This window comes from Alteromonas portus (assembly GCF_005117025.1).
Lineage (GTDB): Bacteria > Pseudomonadota > Gammaproteobacteria > Enterobacterales > Alteromonadaceae > Alteromonas > Alteromonas portus.
The window spans coordinates 508,585-528,198 of sequence record NZ_SWCO01000001.1 but is presented as its reverse complement, the minus strand read 5'-3'; the positions used below and the strand labels follow the sequence as shown (position 1 = coordinate 528,198).

Sequence of the window (19,614 nt, the reverse complement as noted above, 5' to 3'; positions counted from 1 at the left end):
ACGAGGCGACATTTGTGTCGTTTCTTACTTTTAAAAAGTAGACGCTATGTGTATTTCTGCAAACTCAACTCATAATTATTAGACTAAAAATTAATAAATTAGGGGTAACTACCTAGGTTTTATACCAAAGGATATGTGCCACCCGTACTACGGTCCGGTAACGAGTTGGAAAAGCCCTGCTACGCTTTTTGTATAGCGTGAAAATTTATTGATTGAGAGGGAAACATGGCTGAAGTAATCATTGCGGAAGTAAACGGCGAGGCTTCTTTAATTCGCGGAGAAACCGGTGAGCAGGTCAATGTTAGTGTTGGTATGGTGGTGGCCGAAGGCGACGTATTGAATATATCACCTAATGGGTATGTTACCGTCAGCGTAGATGGAGAACTGCGCACACTTCCAGCAGGACAAAGCATTACTTTCCCGTTGCAATTAGACTTTACCGAAAGCAACTCCGACGATGAATTTGCCGTTTTTGACGAGAGTGTGGATGAGCTAACAGCATTACTTGACGGTGTTGAAGGCATTGACAGTAACAATCAAGATGGTGACGCTGACTTCCTTGACGTGCTTGCTGGGGAAGGCGATATTTTGGAGTCGTTAGAGGCTACAGCGGCCGGTCTTGACGGCGGTGCTGGTACTGATGGTGGTAGTAACTTTGTGCGCGTTGACCGCATAAATGAAGAAGTCGACCCAGTGGGATTCCAGTTCGACCAAAATGCTAATGGCAACGACGATGTTGCGCCCGTTGAGTTTTCTGAATCAGGTGAACAAGCACAAGACATTTCTCTGACCCTAGATGCGATTGGCTTAACAAGCGATACTACGCCAACACTATCAGGCATTACTTCAGCAATTGCGGGTAGTACAGTCACACTAACCGTTACCGATAGTGAGGGAAACACTCAGGTTGTTACCGCTATTGTGCAAGGTGACGGTACGTTCAGCGTAGACGTACCAAATGCGCTGGCTGACGGTAACTTCACCGTAGACGCCACCGTATTAGAACCTACAGGTAATACTGCAGATAGTTCTACCACCGGTGAAATTGACGCCACCTCCCCAACGATTACCATTAATGCGCCTGGTTCGGATAACGACACCACGCCTACCCTTTCAGGTACTACTGATGCCACTCCTGGCAGCACAGTTACGCTAACCATTACCGACAGTGCAGGCAATACGCAAACCGTGACGGCTATTGTGCAAGCAGACGGCACCTATAGCGTTGATGTACCTGCAGAATTAGCCGAAGGCGAATTTACCGTTAATGCCAGCGTTACCGATGAGGCAGGCAATACAGCAACCGCTGATACCACAGGGGAAATTGATACCACCGCCCCAACCATTACCATTAATGCGCCAGGTTCTGATAACGACACCACGCCAACCCTTTCAGGTACCACTGATGCCACACCGGGTAGCACAGTTACACTAACCATTACCGACAGCGCAGGCGTTACTCAAACCGTGACGGCTATTGTGCAAGCAGACGGCACCTATAGCGTTGATGTACCTGCAGAATTAGCCGAAGGCGAATTTACCGTTAATGCCAGCGTTACCGATGAGGCTGGCAATACAGCAACCGCTGATACTATAGGTGAAATTGATACCACCGCCCCAACCATTACCATTAATGCGCCAGGTTCAGATAACGACACCACGCCAACCCTTTCAGGTACAACCGATGCCACTCCTGGCAGCACAGTTACGCTAACCATTACCGACAGTGCAGGCAATACGCAAACCGTAAGTGCCATTGTGCAAGCAGACGGCACCTATAGCGTTGATGTACCTGCAGAATTGACCGAAGGCGAATTTACCGTTAACGCCAGTGTTACTGATGAGGCAGGCAATACAGCAACTGCTGATACTACAGGTGAAATTGATACCACCGCCCCAACGATTACCATTAATGCGCCGGGTTCAGATAACGACACCACACCTACCCTGTCAGGTACCACTGATGCCGCGCCGGGTAGCACGGTTACATTAACCATTACCGACAGTGCAGGCAACACGCAAACTGTAACTGCCACTGTGCAAGCAGACGGCACCTATAGCGTTGATGTACTGGCTGAATTGGCTGAAGGCGAATTTACTGTCAATGCTAGCGTAACGGATGAGGCTGGCAATACAGCAACCACAGACACCACAGGCGTAATTGATACCACTGCACCGTCGATCACAATCGACACCATAGCTACAGGTAACGACACCACGCCTACTCTTTCAGGTACCACCGATGCCGCGCCTGGTAGTACAGTTACATTAACCATTACCGATAGTGCAGGCAACACGCAAACTGTAACTGCCACTGTGCAAGCCGACGGCACCTATAGCGTTGATGTACCTGCAGAATTGGCCGAAGGCGAATTTACCGTCAATGCTAGCGTAACGGATGAGGCTGGCAATACAGCAACCACAGACACCACAGGCGTAATTGATACCACTGCACCGTCGATCACAATCGACACCATAGCTACAGGTAACGACACCACGCCTACTCTTTCAGGTACCACCGATGCCGCGCCTGGTAGTACAGTTACATTAACCATTACCGATAGTGCAGGCGTTACGCAAACCGTGACTGCCATTGTGCAAGCAGACGGCACGTATAGCGTTGACGTACCAGCCGAATTAGCCGAAGGTGAATTTACCGTTAACGCCAGCGTGACCGACGAAGCGGGCAACACAGCAACTGCTGATACCGCAGGCGTAATTGACACCACTGCACCGTCGATCACTATCGACACCATAGCGACAGGTAACGACACCACGCCTACTCTTTCAGGTACCACTGATGCCACACCGGGTAGTACAGTTACATTAACCATTACCGATAGCGCGGGCGTTACGCAAACCGTGACTGCCATTGTGCAAGCGGACGGCACGTATAGCGTTGACGTACCTGCCGAATTAGCCGAAGGCGAATTTACCGTTAACGCCAGCGTGACTGATGAAGCAGGCAATACGGCCAATGCTGACGCTCAGGGCGCAATTGACGTGACGGCGCCAACCATCTCATTAAACGACCCAGGAATAAATGGCGATGCTACACCCACACTTTCGGGGTTAACAGACGCCGTGCCCGGTAGCACGATAACCCTTACCGTTACCGATAGTGCTGGCGTTACTCAAACCTTTACCACCACTGTGCTTGCCGATGGTACCTTTACCGTTGAAGTTCCAAATGCGGTGGCTGAGGGTACATACAGCGTAACTGCCGAGGTGACAGATGGTGCGGGTAACACCGCACAAGCAACAGCAAGCGGCGATTACGATTCTACGAGTCCTTCGACGACCGTAAATCAACCTGCGCCAACGAACGATACTACGCCAAACGTTTCTGGTGAAACCGATGCCCCTCCTGGTAGTGAAGTTGTGATTGTTGTTACAGATAGCGAGGGTAACGAACAAACAATCGTTACTACAGTGGGCGCTGACGGCACATTCAACGAAGATGTGCCAGCGGAGCTTAGCGAAGGCGAGTACACGGTAGATGTTACTGTGACGACACCAGCAGGAAACAGCTCGACTACTGCAGTAACAGGCGAAATTGACACCACGGCGCCGATAATCAGCCTTGATCCTATTGGCTCAACCAATGATGACACGCCAGTGATAAATGGCGACACCGACGCAGAACCGGGTGCGATAGTAACACTAGATATCGTGCATTCAGATGGCACTACGCAAACCATAACTGCGACAGTGCAAGAAGACGGTAGCTTCAGCGCTGAAGTCCCGCAAGCACTCGCAAATGGCGACTTCACGGTAACTGCTACTGTGTCTGATGTGGCGGGCAATACCGCTTCAACCTCCATCGATGCGGTTATTAATACCCAAGGCCCTAATGTTGTCATTGAAACCGGCTCTCCTACCAACGGTAGTGAAGGCATAGGGGGGTCGTCAGACGCCCCTAATTCAGAGGTTGTGGTTGTTATCACCGATAGCGACGGCAACAGCCAGACAATAACGGGGACGACCGATGAGAATGGCAACTTCAATGTAGCGTTCCCTCCTGGCTCTGAAGAGGGCGAATACGAGATTGAAGTAACGGTGACAGACGAAAATGGCAATAGCTCTACCGCCACGGCCACTACTGTACTTGATACCACCCCACCAATTGTGAACATCGACCCGCAAACGGATACTAACGACACAACACCGATTATCTCAGGTAATACAGATTTGCCCGCGGGTAGCGAGGTCGTTATTACCGTCACTGATAGTCAGGGTAATACGCAGACCGTTACCGCCCTTGTTGATGAAAATGGTAATTTCAGCACCGATGTCGAAGAAGCGCTAGCACAAGGCAACTATGAGGTTTCTGTCGAAGCAACTGATGCAGCGGGTAATACAACTACCGTTGTCGACAACAGTGGCAATATAGACACTGCCGCACCAGCGCTTTCTCTAGACCCACAAACTGACGGCAGCGACACCACGCCAACAATTTCTGGCTCTACCGATTTACCACCTGGTTCAACAGTATCCATTGTAGTCACCGACAGTGCGGGCAACACACAAACTATCGATGCCATCGTTGATGAAAACGGTGATTTTAGCGTAGACGTGCAAACGCCGCTTACTGAGGGTGAATATACCGTAGAGGCCAGTGCTACAGACGAGGCAGGCAATACAACGACTGTCACTGAAAATGGCGGCAACATTGATACGCAAGCCCCCGTCATTTCACTAGAGCCACTTGGCACAGGGAATGACACGACACCTTCAATTAGCGGCTCTACAAACTTGGAAGCAGGCAGCACGGTTACACTTACCGTTACCGATAGTGCTGGAAACAGCCAAACCTTTACTGCCACAGTAGACGCGAATGGCGAATTTAGCGCAGACGTGCCTGCTGAACTCGCTGATGGTGATTACACTGTTGAAGCAACAGCCACCGATGCTGCGGGAAATAGTGCTTCAACGTCACAAACTGGTACAGTGGACAGCAATGCGCCAAGCTTAACCCTTGACCCACTGGGTGATGATAACGACACCACGCCTACTATCTCAGGCACTACCGATTTACCCGCTGGCAGCACTGTTACACTATCTGTTACCGATGCGCTTGGCAATACGCAAACATTTACGGCAACGGTAGACGGTTCTGGTAATTTCAGTGCCGATGTGCCCAATCCTTTAGCAGAAGGTGAATATAGCGTAACGGCTACAGCGACCGACGCGAACGGCAATACTGCAACGGCAACGGAAACTGGCGGTAATATCGATATTACATCGCCGCTGGTTAATCTAAATGCTCAAGGCAGTACTAATGATACTACGCCAACCATCTCAGGTAACACAGACCAGGCACCGGGTAGCAGTGTATCAATCACCGTTACAGACAGTGCAGGAAATACACAAACCTTTGATGCTATAGTCGAAAATGACGGTACCTTCTCTGTTGACGTGCCGGCAGAACTGGCCGACGGCAACTTTACTGTTACCGCGACGGTCACTGACGATGCGGGCAATCAAGATTCTGCAACAACACAGGGCAATATTGATACCGCAGCTCCAACGCTATCGCTTGACCCACAAGACATTGGCAACGACACCACGCCACTTATTAGTGGCACAACAGATTTACCACAAGGTAGCACGGTAACACTGGTCGTCACCGATAGCTTAGGTAATCAGCAAACTATTGAAGCCGTTGTTGATGAAAACGGAGGCTTTAGCGCTGAAGTACCTAGCGCATTGGCAGAAGGTAACTACTCCGTTACAGCAACCGCTGTCGATGGAAATGGCAATACCGCTAGCGTGACAGAAAACGGCGGCATTATAGATACGACTGCGCCATTGCTAACTCTAAATCCAGTGGGTTCTGGCAACGATCCCACACCAACTTTATCGGGCAGCACCGATCTGCCTGAAGGGAGTGTTGTCTCGCTAACGGTCGTAGATAGCGCAGGTAACATTCAAACTATCAACACCTTAGTCGATGCTAACGGTAATTTCTCTGTCGACGTACCCCAAGAACTGGCTGATGGAGACTTTACCGTTACTGCCACGGCAGAAGACGAGGCAGGCAATGAAGTTACAGACAACGCAACGGGTAACATTAATACTAGTGCTCCTACGTTAGTGCTAGATGGACAAGGCGAAACGAATGACAGTACGCCCGCTATTTCAGGCACTACCAACTTGCCTGAAGGAAGCACGGTTACTTTAACCGTGACGGATAGCACAGGTAACACGCAAACGATTACCGCGACAGTAGGTGCAGACGGAACATTTAGTGCGGATGTTACCACTCCACTCGCTGATGGCGCTTACACCGTTACCGCTAGCGCAACTGACGGCGATGGCAATACGACAACAGTAACCGACAATGGCGGCCTTGTAGATACCACCGCGCCTACGCTTACCCTAGAAAATCCTGGCAGCACGGGTGACACCACACCAACACTTTCAGGCACCACTGACCTTCCTGAAGGAAGCACGGTTACGCTTGTCGTTACAGATAGCGCTGGAAACACGCAAACTATCAATGCCTTGGTCGATGCAAATGGTAGCTTCAGTGTAGATGTGCCAAACGCACTAGCTGACGGCGACTTTACTGTGACTGCCACTGCAACCGACAGTGCAGGCAATACCGCGAATGCCAATACAACAGGTAATGTAGATAGCGAAGCGCCGCTGTTAACCCTTGATACGCAAGGCGCTACCAGCGATGTTACCCCTACTATCACAGGTACTACCGACGTGGCACCTGGCACACTGGTTACCATTACTGTGGTAGATGCCAATGGTAACTCCCAAAGTTTCCAAGCAGCCGTGCAAGCAGACGGCACATTCAGTGCCGATGTGCCTAGCGCTCTAGCTGAAGGCGACTTTACCGTTACGGCAACAGTAAGCGATGCACAAGGCAACACCGCGACGGCAAACGAAACAAATGGAAGTATTGATACACAAGCGCCTATTGTTAACGTTAACCCGTTAGATTCAGGTAATGACACTACGCCGGTTATTTCAGGTAACACAGATTTACCTGAAGGCGCTGTTGTTTTGATCACCGTGACTGACAGCAATGGCGACACGCAAACCATTAACGCATTGGTTGATGCAGACGGCAACTTCGCAACAGAGGTATTGTCTCCACTACCTGAAGGCGACTACAGCGTCGAAGTTACTGCAACAGATGATGCAGGTAATTCAACAACCGCAACTGAAGACGGTGGCAATATTGACACCACCGCCCCTGTACTTACGCTAAATCCGCAGGGCACAGACAACGATGAAACGCCTAACATATCGGGCAGCACTGATTTAGCACCGGGAAGCACGGTAACGTTAACCGTCACAGATAGCGCAGGCAATACACAAACCTTTGACGCCATTGTGGACGCAAACGGTGACTTCAGCGCGGATGTTCCAAACGCTATACCAGACGGCAGCTACACAGTAACAGCAAGTGCCTCAGACGATGCAGGTAATACAACCACCACTTCTGATACCGGTACGTTAGATACCAGCGCCCCTGCACTGACACTAGATGCGCAAGTTACGGTGAGCGATACTACACCAACCATTTCAGGTACGACTGACCTACCCGCGGGTTCAACAGTGACGCTTTTTGTCACTGACAGTGCAGGCAATACCCAAACCTTTACTGCACTTGTTGATGCAAGCGGTAACTTTAGTGCTGATGTCCCCGCGCCTCTTGCCGAAGGTGATTACTCAGTAACCGCCACCGCTACTGACAGCAACGGAGATAGTGCCTCTGTCACCGACAATAACGGTATCGTCGATACCGTCGCCCCCGTTATTTCACTAGATGCGCTGGGTTCAAATAACGATACTACGCCTACCATTTCAGGCACTACGGACTTAGCAGCAGGTGAGAGCGTAACACTGACGATCACCGACAACGTTGGCAATACACAAACTGTCACCGCAACGGTTGATGCAAACGGCAACTTTACTGTGGATGTGCCAGCCGCACTGGCCGAAGGTGACTATACGGTTACTGCAACGGCCACCGACGATGCTGGCAACAGTGCGTCAGTCAATGCAACAGGCACCATTGACACCACAGCACCTACTCTAACCTTAGATCCTCAAGGATTAGGCAATGATACAACGCCAACCATTTCGGGAAGTACAGATCTAGCGGAAGGTAGCGTGGTCTCCTTGGTTATCACAGACAGTGCTGGCAACATTCAAACGGTTACAGCAACAGTTGATGCTGCAGGAAACTTTACGGTTGATGTGCCCGGGGCACTTGCTGAAGGCTCGTACAGTGTTGAAGCTACCGCCACTGATGAAGCAGGCAACAGCACGTCGGTTCTTGATAATTCAGGCGTTATCGACATCACGCCACCTGAGCTAAACCTTGACGAATTAACGCCAGAGAATAACGCTACGCCAACCATTTCTGGCACCACAAACCTTCCAGCTGGCGCCATTGTCACACTAACGGTGGTCGACAGTGCGGGTAACACGCAAACCTTTGCCGCAACGGTACAAACCGACGGCAGTTTTGCCGCCAACGTACCTTCGCCACTAGCTGAAGGTGACTATACGGTTACCGCAACCGCTCAAGACGCGGCAGGCAACCAAGGTTCTGATTCTGAAACGGGTGGCAGCGTAGATACCACAGCACCTGTTATCACTTTGGATCCGCTTGGTACAGGTAACGATAACACGCCTACCATTAGCGGAAGTACCGACCTAGCCGCAGGAAGCACAGTAACCATTACAGTAACTGACAGCGTTGGCACTGAGCAGACGTTTACTGCAACTGTTGATGCTAACGGCGACTTCAGTGCAGATGTGCCCAATCCTATGGCTGACGGAAACTTCGACGTTACTGCAACGGCCACTGATGCTGCAGGCAATACTGCTACAGATACAGTGAGCGGCGACATAAACTCTGCCGCGCCTACCCTATCCCTTGATCCTCTTGGTTCGGGCAACGACACGACGCCGACTATTTCAGGTAATACCGACTTAGCGCCAGGTAGTACTGTAACGCTAACTGTGACTGACAGTGCTGGAAACACACAGACATTCAGTGCCATAGTGCAAGGTGATGGAAGCTTTACGGCTGATGTTCCTGCGAGCCTACCTGAAGGTGACTATTCTGTTACTGCCACCGCCACAGATGGCGCTGGCAACAGTGCATCGGTAACCGAAAATGGCGGTAATATCGATACCACAGCCCCATCGATAACCATCGATACACAAGGGCTTGGCAATGATGCAACGCCGTCTATCTCTGGCACCACAGACCTCAATGCTGGCGACACGGTTAGCATAAGCGTGACAGACAACGCTGGAAATACCCAAACATTCACAGCAACTGTTCAAAACGATGGCACTTACAGTGCTGATGTTCCTGCCGATTTAGCTGAAGGCAGTTTCAGCGTGACCGTCACTGCGACTGACGATGCGGGTAATTCAGCAACGGCAATAGATAATAGCGGTGTCATAGATACAGCAGCCCCCACCATAACGTTAGACGCACAAGGCCTGACCAACGACGCTACACCGACTATATCGGGAACCACCGACTTGGCTGCGGGCAACACTGTAAGCATTAGCGTGACTGACAACCAGGGCAATACGCAAACTTTCACTGCTACCGTTCAAGGGAATGGTAGCTTTAGCGCTGATGTGCCCCTTGACCTTGCTGAAGGCGATTACACAGTAGAAGTGACGGCAACTGATGATGCAGGTAATCAAAACACAGCGGTTGATAACAACGGTACAGTTGACACCACTCCACCTGTTATCAACTTAGATCCAGTGGCCAGCGGCAATGACGCAACGCCAGTATTAAGCGGTACTACCGACTTGCCTGAGGGAGCAACAATTACACTGGTCGTCACCGATGCAGGCGGTAATGTACAGAACCTTACCGCTACGGTAAACGCGGATGGCACTTTCTCAGTTGAAGTACCCAGCGCGCTTGTTGATGGCGATTACGATGTAATAGCCAGTGCGAGCGATGCTGCGGGCAATAGCACGACTGTGTCGGATAGCGGCAATATTAATGCAGGCGCCCCGGACATTACCCTAGATGCCCTTGGCCAGACAAACGATGCTACACCTCTTATTTCAGGCACAACTAACGCGCCAGTTGGTGCTACCGTCACTTTAACAGTGACAGATAGTGCTGGATCAGTTCAAACCTTTACTGCAACAGTCCAAGGAGATGGCACCTTCAGCGCAAGCGTACCGTCAGACTTGGCTGAGGGTAGTTACACAGTTGTCGCAGAAGTGACTGACGGCGCCGGAAATACAGGTTCTGACTCAGAAACTGGCGGTGTGGTAGATACCACATCACCGGCTATTGATGTGGCAGATCCGGGTGTTGGCAATGATGCAACACCAACCATTAGCGGCACGACAGACCAGCCAGCCGGAAGCACAGTTTCAATTACCGTCACCGATAACGCTGGCAATATACAAACCTTATCAGCAACCGTGCAAAGCGACGGCTCTTTCAGCGTAGACGTTCCGACCACTTTGGCTGAGGGTAACTTCACAGTTCAGGCAACAGTCGTTGATGAAGCAGGCAATACAGCGTCCGACGCTGAAACCGGCGTAATCGACACAATTTCACCTGTTATTACGCTGGACGAGCCAGGTACAGTTAGCGACTCAACCCCAACCATAAGCGGTACTGTAGATTTACCGCAAGGTTCTACAGTGCAAATAACTGTTGTTGATAGTGCGGGTAATAGCCAGGTGTTCTCTGCATTGGTTGCCGCAGGCGGCGTATTCTCTGCCGATGTACCAGCGGCGATGGCTGAAGGAAACTTCACTGTTTCAGCAACCGCCACCGATGAAGCAGGCAACAGTACAACCGATAACGAAGCAGGCGTAGTTGATACTCTAGTACCTACACTTACTATAGATGTTGCCGATACCACTAACGACGCGACGCCACTCATTACCGGTACAACCGATGAACCTGCGGGCTCTGTGGTCACTATTTTGGTAACGGATAGCGCTGGTGCAACCCAGACCTTAAGTGCAGTGGTACAGGCCGATGGTTCTTTCTCTATCTCCCCAGGTACGGATTTAGCTGAAGGCAACTTCACGGTAAGCGCTACCATCAGTGATGAGGCAGGTAATACAGCGACAGCCAGTGATGCTGGAAGCATAGACACTACAGCACCATCATTAACCTTAACGCCACTTGAGGAAGGCAATGACACAACGCCTACCCTATCTGGTAGCACAAACCTTGCGCAGGGTAGTGAAGTTACGCTTGTGGTAACTGACAGCGCAGGAAATGTTCAAACCCTCACAGCTACAGTTGATGTAAATGGAAACTTTACAGTGGATGTGCCTGCGCCTTTGGCAGAAGGTGCATACAGTGTTGAAGCCACGGCAAGTGATGAAGCGGGTAATAGCACTACCGTCGTAGACAATACAGGCGTTATTGATACGACAGCCCCTACTCTATCGTTAGATACACTAGCCCCAGACAGTGACACAACGCCTACAATATCAGGGAATACTGACCTGCCTGCAGGTGCTACGGTAACGATTACTGTGACGGATAACGCAGGTGTAAGCCAAACCTTCGATGCAACCGTTCAGGGAGACGGCAGTTTCTCGGCCGATGTGCCAAGCCCTATGGCTGAAGGAGGGTATACTGTCACCGCCGTGGCCCAAGACTCAGCAGGTAATGAGACGACTGCCACTGAAACAAACGGTAGCGTAGACACTACCGCGCCGACTATCAACTTAGATGCACAAGGCACAGGTAACGATACTACGCCAACGATCACGGGTAGCACCGATTTAAGCCCAGGTAGTTCAGTGACCATAACCGTCACCGACAGCGCGGGAGCAGAACAAACATTTACGGCTATTGTCGATAGCCTTGGTAATTTCAGCGCCGACGTGCCCAATGCAATGGCAGACGGAAACTTCGATGTTACTGCTACCGCCACTGATGCTGCTGGAAACTCGGCGTCTGATACTACCAGCGGCAATATCAATACAGCCGTGCCAAACCTAACCTTGGACGCGCTTGGTACTGGAAACGACACAACACCGACCATTTCCGGTACTACAGATATTGCGCCAGGCAGCACCGTATCCATTAGCGTTACCGATAGTGCAGGAAACACCCAAACATTTGACGCCATTGTTCAAGCTAATGGCACCTTCTCTGTAGATGTGCCAGCAGCCTTATCTGAAGGTAATTATTCGGTCACCGCAAGTGCAACAGATGGCGCGGGTAATACGGCAACCGCAAACGAAAATGGCGGTGTTATCGATACTACTGCGCCAGCTGCGCCAACTGTTGACGCAGGCAACGGTACCGAAATTACCGGCACCGCCGAAGCAGGCGCTGTCGTAAACGTAGACGTTGACGGTGATGGCACACCTGATTTCACGGTTGTTGCTGATGGCGATGGTAACTGGTCAGTAACACCCACAACACCGCTAGCCGATGGCGTGGTTGTCACGGCAACCGCAACCGATGAAGCTGGCAATACGAGTAGCCCGGCGTCTGACACCGTAGACGCTGTCGCGCCAGTCGTTGCCTTTGACGACCTAACGACTAACGACACCACGCCTGCACTTACCGGTTCGGTGGACGACCCAACCGCCATTGTAGTCGTTACCATTAACGGTACAGACTATACTGCTACAAACAATGGTGATGGCAGCTGGACACTGGCTGACGATATCGTTGCCGCGCTGGCTGAAGGTAGCTATACCGCTACGGTTACTGCTACTGATGCCGATGGTAACACCGGAACTAACTCTGGTACTGTGGTGATTGACACCACTGCTCCAGCAGCGCCTACCGTCGATGCAGGTAACGGCACTGAAATTACGGGTACTGCGGAAGCCGGCGCAACTGTAAATGTGGACGTGGATGGCGACGGCACGCCAGACTTCACCGTCATCGCTGATGGCGATGGCAATTGGTCAATAACACCCACTACACCGCTGGCCGATGGCGTGGTTGTTACGGCAACAGCGGTTGATGAAGCTGGCAATGTCAGTGCACCAGCGTCAGATACAGTAGATGCTGTTGCGCCAGTCGTCACGATTGATGACTTAACCACTAATGACGCTACACCAGAGCTAACCGGAACGGTTGACGATCCAAGCGCTATCGTAGTAGTGACCATTGATGGTGTGAACTACACCGCAACTAACAATGGGGATGGAAGCTGGACGCTGGCTGACGATGCAGTGGCTACACTTGCAGATGGTAGCTATACCGCTACCGTTACTGCCACGGATGCCGATGGCAATGTGGGTTCAAATTCAGGAACGGTAGTGATTGATACTACACCACCTGCCATACCTACTGTGGATGCGGGCAACGGTACCGAAATTACCGGTACCGCTGAAGCCGGTGCAACCGTAAGTGTGGACGTGGATGGCGACGGCACGCCTGATTTCACCGTCATCGCTGATGGCGACGGTAATTGGAGCATTACGCCTGATACACCGCTTGCCGATGGCGTAATTGTGACCGTAACGGCAACTGACGCAGCGGGTAACATTAGCAACCCAGCCTCAGACACGGTTGACGCGGCTGAACCAGTAGTTGCCTTCAACGATTTAACAACAAACGACACAACGCCGGCACTTACTGGTTCGGTCGACGACCCAACAGCCACTGTGATTGTGAACATCAATGGAGCCGACTATACCGCCACCAATAACGGTGATGGCACGTGGACACTGGCTGACGATGCGGTGGCGGCACTTGCTGAAGGTAGCTATACCGCAACGGTTACTGCAACCGACCCAGTAGGTAATGTGGGTACGAATACTGGTACAGTGGTTATTGATACCACAGCACCAACGGCGCCTACCGTTGAAGCGGGCAACGGCACTGAAATTACCGGCACAGCCGAAGCGGGCGCAACGGTAAATGTGGATGTAGACGGAGACGGCACGCCAGATTTCACCGTGATCGCTGATGGCGACGGCAATTGGAGCGTAACGCCAGATACACCATTGGCAGATGGAGTTGTAGTAACGGCAACGGCTACTGATGAAGCGGGTAACACCAGTGGGCCTGCATCTGACACGGTAGACGCCGTGGCACCTGTCGTAACCATCAATGATGTAACGACCAATGACACTGCGCCTGCACTAACTGGTACGGTTGATGACCCAACGGCTACTGTAGTAGTCACCATTGACGGCAATGACTATACCGCTACCAACAATGGTGATGGCACCTGGACGTTGGCTGATAACGTAGTCGCTACGCTCGCTGAAGGCAGCTACCCCACTTCTGTTACTGCAACAGACGCCGCGGGCAACACGATAACCAATACTGGTACAGTGGTTATTGATACCACCGCGCCTACCGTTGCAATAAACGATTTAACCACCAACGATACCACGCCTGAGCTAACTGGTACGGTGAACGACCCCAATGCGGTTGTGGTGGTGACCATTGACGGCAACGATTACACCGCTACCAATAACGGTGACGGCACATGGACACTGGCTGATAACGTAGTCGCCACACTCGCTGAAGGCAGCTACCCAACATCGGTAAGCGCGACAGACGCCGCAGGTAATACGGTGACCAACACAGGTACAGTGGTAATTGATACCACCGCGCCTACCGTTGCAATAAACGATCTCACCACCAACGACACCACGCCAGAGCTTACCGGTGCGGTGAACGACCCGAATGCAGTTGTGGTGGTGACCATTGACGGCAATGATTACACCGCTACCAACAATGGTGATGGCACGTGGACGTTAGCTGACAATGTAGTCGCCACGCTTGCAGAAGGCAGCTACCCAACATCGGTAAGTGCAACAGACGCCGCAGGTAATACGGTGACCAACACAGGTACAGTGGTAATTGATACCACCGCGCCTACCGTTGCAATAAACGATCTAACCACCAACGACACCACGCCAGAGCTAAGCGGTACGGTGAACGACCCGAATGCGGTTGTGGTGGTGACCATTGACGGCAATGATTACACCGCTACCAACAATGGTGACGGAACGTGGACGCTGGCTGATAATATCGTCGCACTGCTTGCTGAAGGAAATTATACGGCTGTGGTTACCGCCACAGATGCGGTAGGCAATGTTGCAACTGATACAGGTACCGTTGTTATCGATATCAGTATCGATGAAAACAATAATGGTCAGACAGTAACGTTCGACAGTATCTCAAACGACTCTGGTGTGGCTGGAGACTTTATTACTAGCGATAGTACGCTTATCTTTAATGGCACGGTTGACCTTGGTGACAATACTACCCTAACCGTTACCGTTGATGGCACATCCTATACCTTTGGCACTGACCCTGAACTTACCATTGATGGCAGCGGCAACTGGAGCCTGGATTTGACTGGAACACCGCTACCAGCAGGTACCTACGCGGTGGTGGCAACCGTCACCGACGAAGCAGGTAACTCGGCGAGCACAGCGAGCCAAAATGTTATCGTACAGGCTCTCGATGCTATAAACGACGGCAACACCGTTGATATGGGCGAGCCTGTAGTTACTGTAAATCCACCGGAAACCACCAGCGACGTGCAGGTGATAGGCTTAGCAGAGTCTACAGGTGGCGTGGATGCAAGCGCCTCATTTACCGTTTCTCCTAACCATGTAGGTGAAGTGCTAGTAGAAGTTGACCAAATAGCACTGGTTGCTGTTGCCGATGCCTACATTGTTGAGGTGTATGACGAGAGCGGCCAACTCGTTTACAAAGGAGTAAGCGCAGACTCACAAGTTGCCGATGTCGGTGGCCTAGACATCTTTAATGTGACCGGCGATGAGACTATTTCGTTCTCGTTAGCAGGCCTTGACGCTGGCAACTACAGCGTGGTGGTCCGAAATGATGAAAATATACTGGAAGATTTATTAGACAATGACAACAGTAACGACGTTGACCTTGATGAACTGGGGACAGCAGGTGTCGTGCTTGGGCCCGATAACCAAACGGAAATTCTTAATTTCGTAGAAACAACGTTAAACGGTGGAATTTTAAATGTCGTCTTGCCCGGAACCGTTGGCACGCAAGTTAGAGGGATCCTTGAAGGTCTGCTTGATACAACTACAGTAATTGGCGCAGGTCAGCTGGTTGGTCTACTAACTACGCCAATAAACGCGCTTGGTATCACAGGCCTCCTCGACGCTGTGGCCGATGTTCTTGCAGATGCATTGCTCAGCAATACATTAACCTTATTGCAAGACACTGATATCACCACCACATTAACCGAATACACTTATACGGGTGATTTAGTAGCCCAAGGCAACCTAATAGACGGTGACTTAAGTGGTGTGGGCACTGACACCATTTTAGACGGTGCCCAAGTAACGCTTGTTACCAATACCTCTGGTGACAGTGTTGCTGTTCCTGCTACTGGTACGGTTACTATTCAAGGTGACTATGGCGTACTGGAAATTGCTGCAGACGGCACTTACACCTATACCGCTGATGGCGATCGTAGTGCAATTGGCCAAGACGAAGTGTTTAACTACACCTTATCAGATGGTGAAACTTCTGATATTGCGGCGCTTACCATCAACATATCTGGCAGCGACTTCCCGCCAGTAGTAGCTCAAACCGATAACAATGACATGGAGTTGGGCGCACAAACGGCCATTGTTAATACTCCAGTTACTGATAGCGACTTGCAGGTGATTGACGTAGCAGCGGGTTCACCTGCCGCAGGCTCTCCTACCGCTAGTACAACATTTACTGTTGGAGCCGACTACTTCGGAGAAGTGGTTGTAGAGGTTAGCCAAACTGCGCTAGTTGCAGTGGCCAATGGGTATAGAGTTGATATTGTTGATGCAGATGGCAATGTAGTTGCCTCTGCAACAACACCAGACAGCCCTCTTGTTGGTGACGCTGTAGGGTTAAATGTCTTGGGCTTGTTAGGTGATGACACCTTGGTGGCAAAGTTCTCTGGGCTCCCTGCTGGAGACTATGCGGTTGTTGTTCGTAACAGTCAAAGCTCCCTCGAAAACTTGTTTGACCAAGATGGAGACGGCTCGATTACACTTACTGAACTAGGCGATGGAGGGGTTGTTCTTGGAGAGGAAAACCAAGAGGTAGTGCTAGATGCAATTGAAACTGCGCTAAATGGGGAAACAGGTTTAGGCGTTATACCTTTAGGAACTTTAGTAAGAGAATTTATTCTTGAGCCAATCCTAGCTACCACAGACACGATTGGAGCTGGCGACTTGGTCGGTACTATTAACTCAGGTCTTACAACGCTAGGAGTAGCACAGTTGTCTGATGCTCTCATTGACGACATTGCCGCAATCTTGCTTAGCAATACGATATCCTTATTAGAACAAACGGATGTGACTACAACACTAACGGAATATCAGTTTGAAGGTAGCACAGCGACTTCTGGGAATGTTATTGATGCCGCTAATACTGGCGATGTAGCCGATAGCATTGCCGAGGGCGGCGTAGTGACGCAAGTAACCCATACCAATGGTGAGTCGGTGACCGTATTGGGTACGGGGCTGTCTGGCATTACCATTGAAGGTGATTATGGTGATTTAACTATATTTGAAGACGGTAGCTACACCTATGTAGCCAATGGCGTTCGCGACGGCTTAGGCAATACAGATAGCTTTAGCTACACCATTTCAGATGGCACGAATACCTCTACCGCCAATCTTAACTTTAACTTGTCAGGACAAGGTGTATCGGCAGACTCGGCACGTGCTGAATTGACCTATGATTTTGTTACGGACACCGGCCTTAACGAGCTTGATGCGCTGTCGCACACTTATGTTCTAGGGTTATTCCGCAGTTTTAGCGATACCAGCAATACTTTTGATGTCGCGGCAAACACGACTCAGGACATCACGTTAAACGTAGATGGAGGGAGCATACTAACCCTGGTTTCAAGCGTTACTGTTACAGTAGAAAAGTTTGAAAACGGAGCGTGGGAAGCGTACAGAGTTTTTCCAAACGATGAGCTTATCAGCTTGTTAGGTGTTGATGGCGATACCGTTCTTACCGTCAACGGATTAACTGAGGGTCTATACAGGCTCACAATGGACGGCACTATTGGCGCTGGCGTAGCCGGCAGCATTAGTGTAGACCTATCCTCTACCATCAACTACCTTGACCAATTTGAAGTTAGCGGCGTACAAACCGCCACAGGCAACCTGTTCGAAAACGATATACTGTTTGGCCCAACATACGACGTGACGGTATCTACCGATGGAATTAACTTCCAAGACGCTACGGGCGGCATTACGTTACTGGGCGAGTATGGCACGCTGCAAATTGACGAAACTGGCGCGTACACTTATACCCCAGACAACACGCTAGCCGTATTTGGTGGCACCTTAACGGATACCTTTACTTATCGTATAGAGTATCCAGACGGTACTGTCGAGCAGGCAGAGTTTAACGTGTTTGTGACGGCATCTGGTGAAGGTGTACCTGAGGTCGTGACAACCACTTCATCTGAGTCTGTAAGCGCGTCAGACAGCAGCGGCACCGTTGTTACTGATGAGCCTACAGCACTTGACATCATTGACTTAACAGGGCAAACACTTCAAACGGTTGACCTGAACGCAGAAGCCAGACTGGCAACACCCGAAAGCGAGCCGACGGCCCCGCTCATGAGCACTGAGCCAGTAGAAAGCATAGCTCCTGTAGAGGATACACCTGAAACTATTACGCTACCTGAAGAGGAAGTGAGTACGCTCGGTACCACCGTAGGTGATGGTTTTGGTGGTGGTGACACTATCGACTTATCAGGCACTACATTAGACACGGTTGATATCGGCAGCCCTATTTCAACTGCTCCAGAAGAAACGAGCCCGCTTACACCAGAAAGCACCTTGCCTGACGACACAATCACGCTACCAGAGGAAGGCGATATTGTCTCAGCTGGCCCGGTGACAGAGGTAACGGAGGATTTTGTAGATATCGGTCTTCCACCTGAAGATTTGATTCTGCCTTCAACAGAACCTACGCCTACAGATTCGGGAAGCGAAAGCGTGACGTCTGGTACAGGTGGCGAAGTAGTGGGCGAAACTTCTACGGAAAACAGTGGTGATGTGACAACAGCTTCTCCGACGGAGTCTGAAGTGCTGAAAACAGCAATAGATAAACTTCCACCAACGGATATCTAGTCTGGTCACGAAGTTAGCCTTAAGCCCTCGCATTTAACGAGGGCTTTTTTATTTGGGTGCCTAGTATCACTAGGTATTTAATACCAATCCGCATAGATAAGCCATTTTAGCCGCATAAGCGCGTTGTTATAAAACACTGCACCTTGTTGATTAATCAAAGGGTTTCGTATTTTTTGGAACTACGTATAATAAAGCTTCCTACGCATTAGGTCCCCATAGTTTAATGGATAAAACAAGGCCCTCCTAAGGCTTAGATGTTGGTTCTTAAGTGGGGTATGGGGCTGTGCGTATTTAAATCACTGACGTACATAGGCAGGTCAATAGATATAAATACGCAATGGCTTATTTTGGCAGGCAAACGCTAATATAATGCTGAAGATGATCTAATAGTCAGTATTTTCTACTACCGGGACGTAGCTCAATTGGATAGAGCATCCCCCTCCTAAGGGGAAGGTTGTGGATTCGAACTCCACCGTTCCGGCCATTTCTCGAAAAATAAGAAGTGTTTTTCGATTT

1 protein-coding gene and 1 tRNA gene are annotated in these 19,614 nt (G+C 50.6%); both read left to right on the top strand.

Features of this window, described 5'->3' with window-relative positions:
• The first annotated feature begins 225 nt into the window (after positions 1-225).
• Positions 226-19,098 carry a BapA/Bap/LapF family large adhesin gene (locus E5672_RS02105; RefSeq protein ID WP_136780708.1) on the top strand — a complete coding sequence of 6,291 codons (18,873 nt, stop codon included), beginning with the start codon at positions 226-228 and terminating at the stop codon, positions 19,096-19,098.
• 407 nt (positions 19,099-19,505) lie between these two features.
• A tRNA-Arg gene (locus E5672_RS02100) sits at positions 19,506-19,582 on the top strand.
• Positions 19,583-19,614 lie beyond the last annotated feature (32 nt).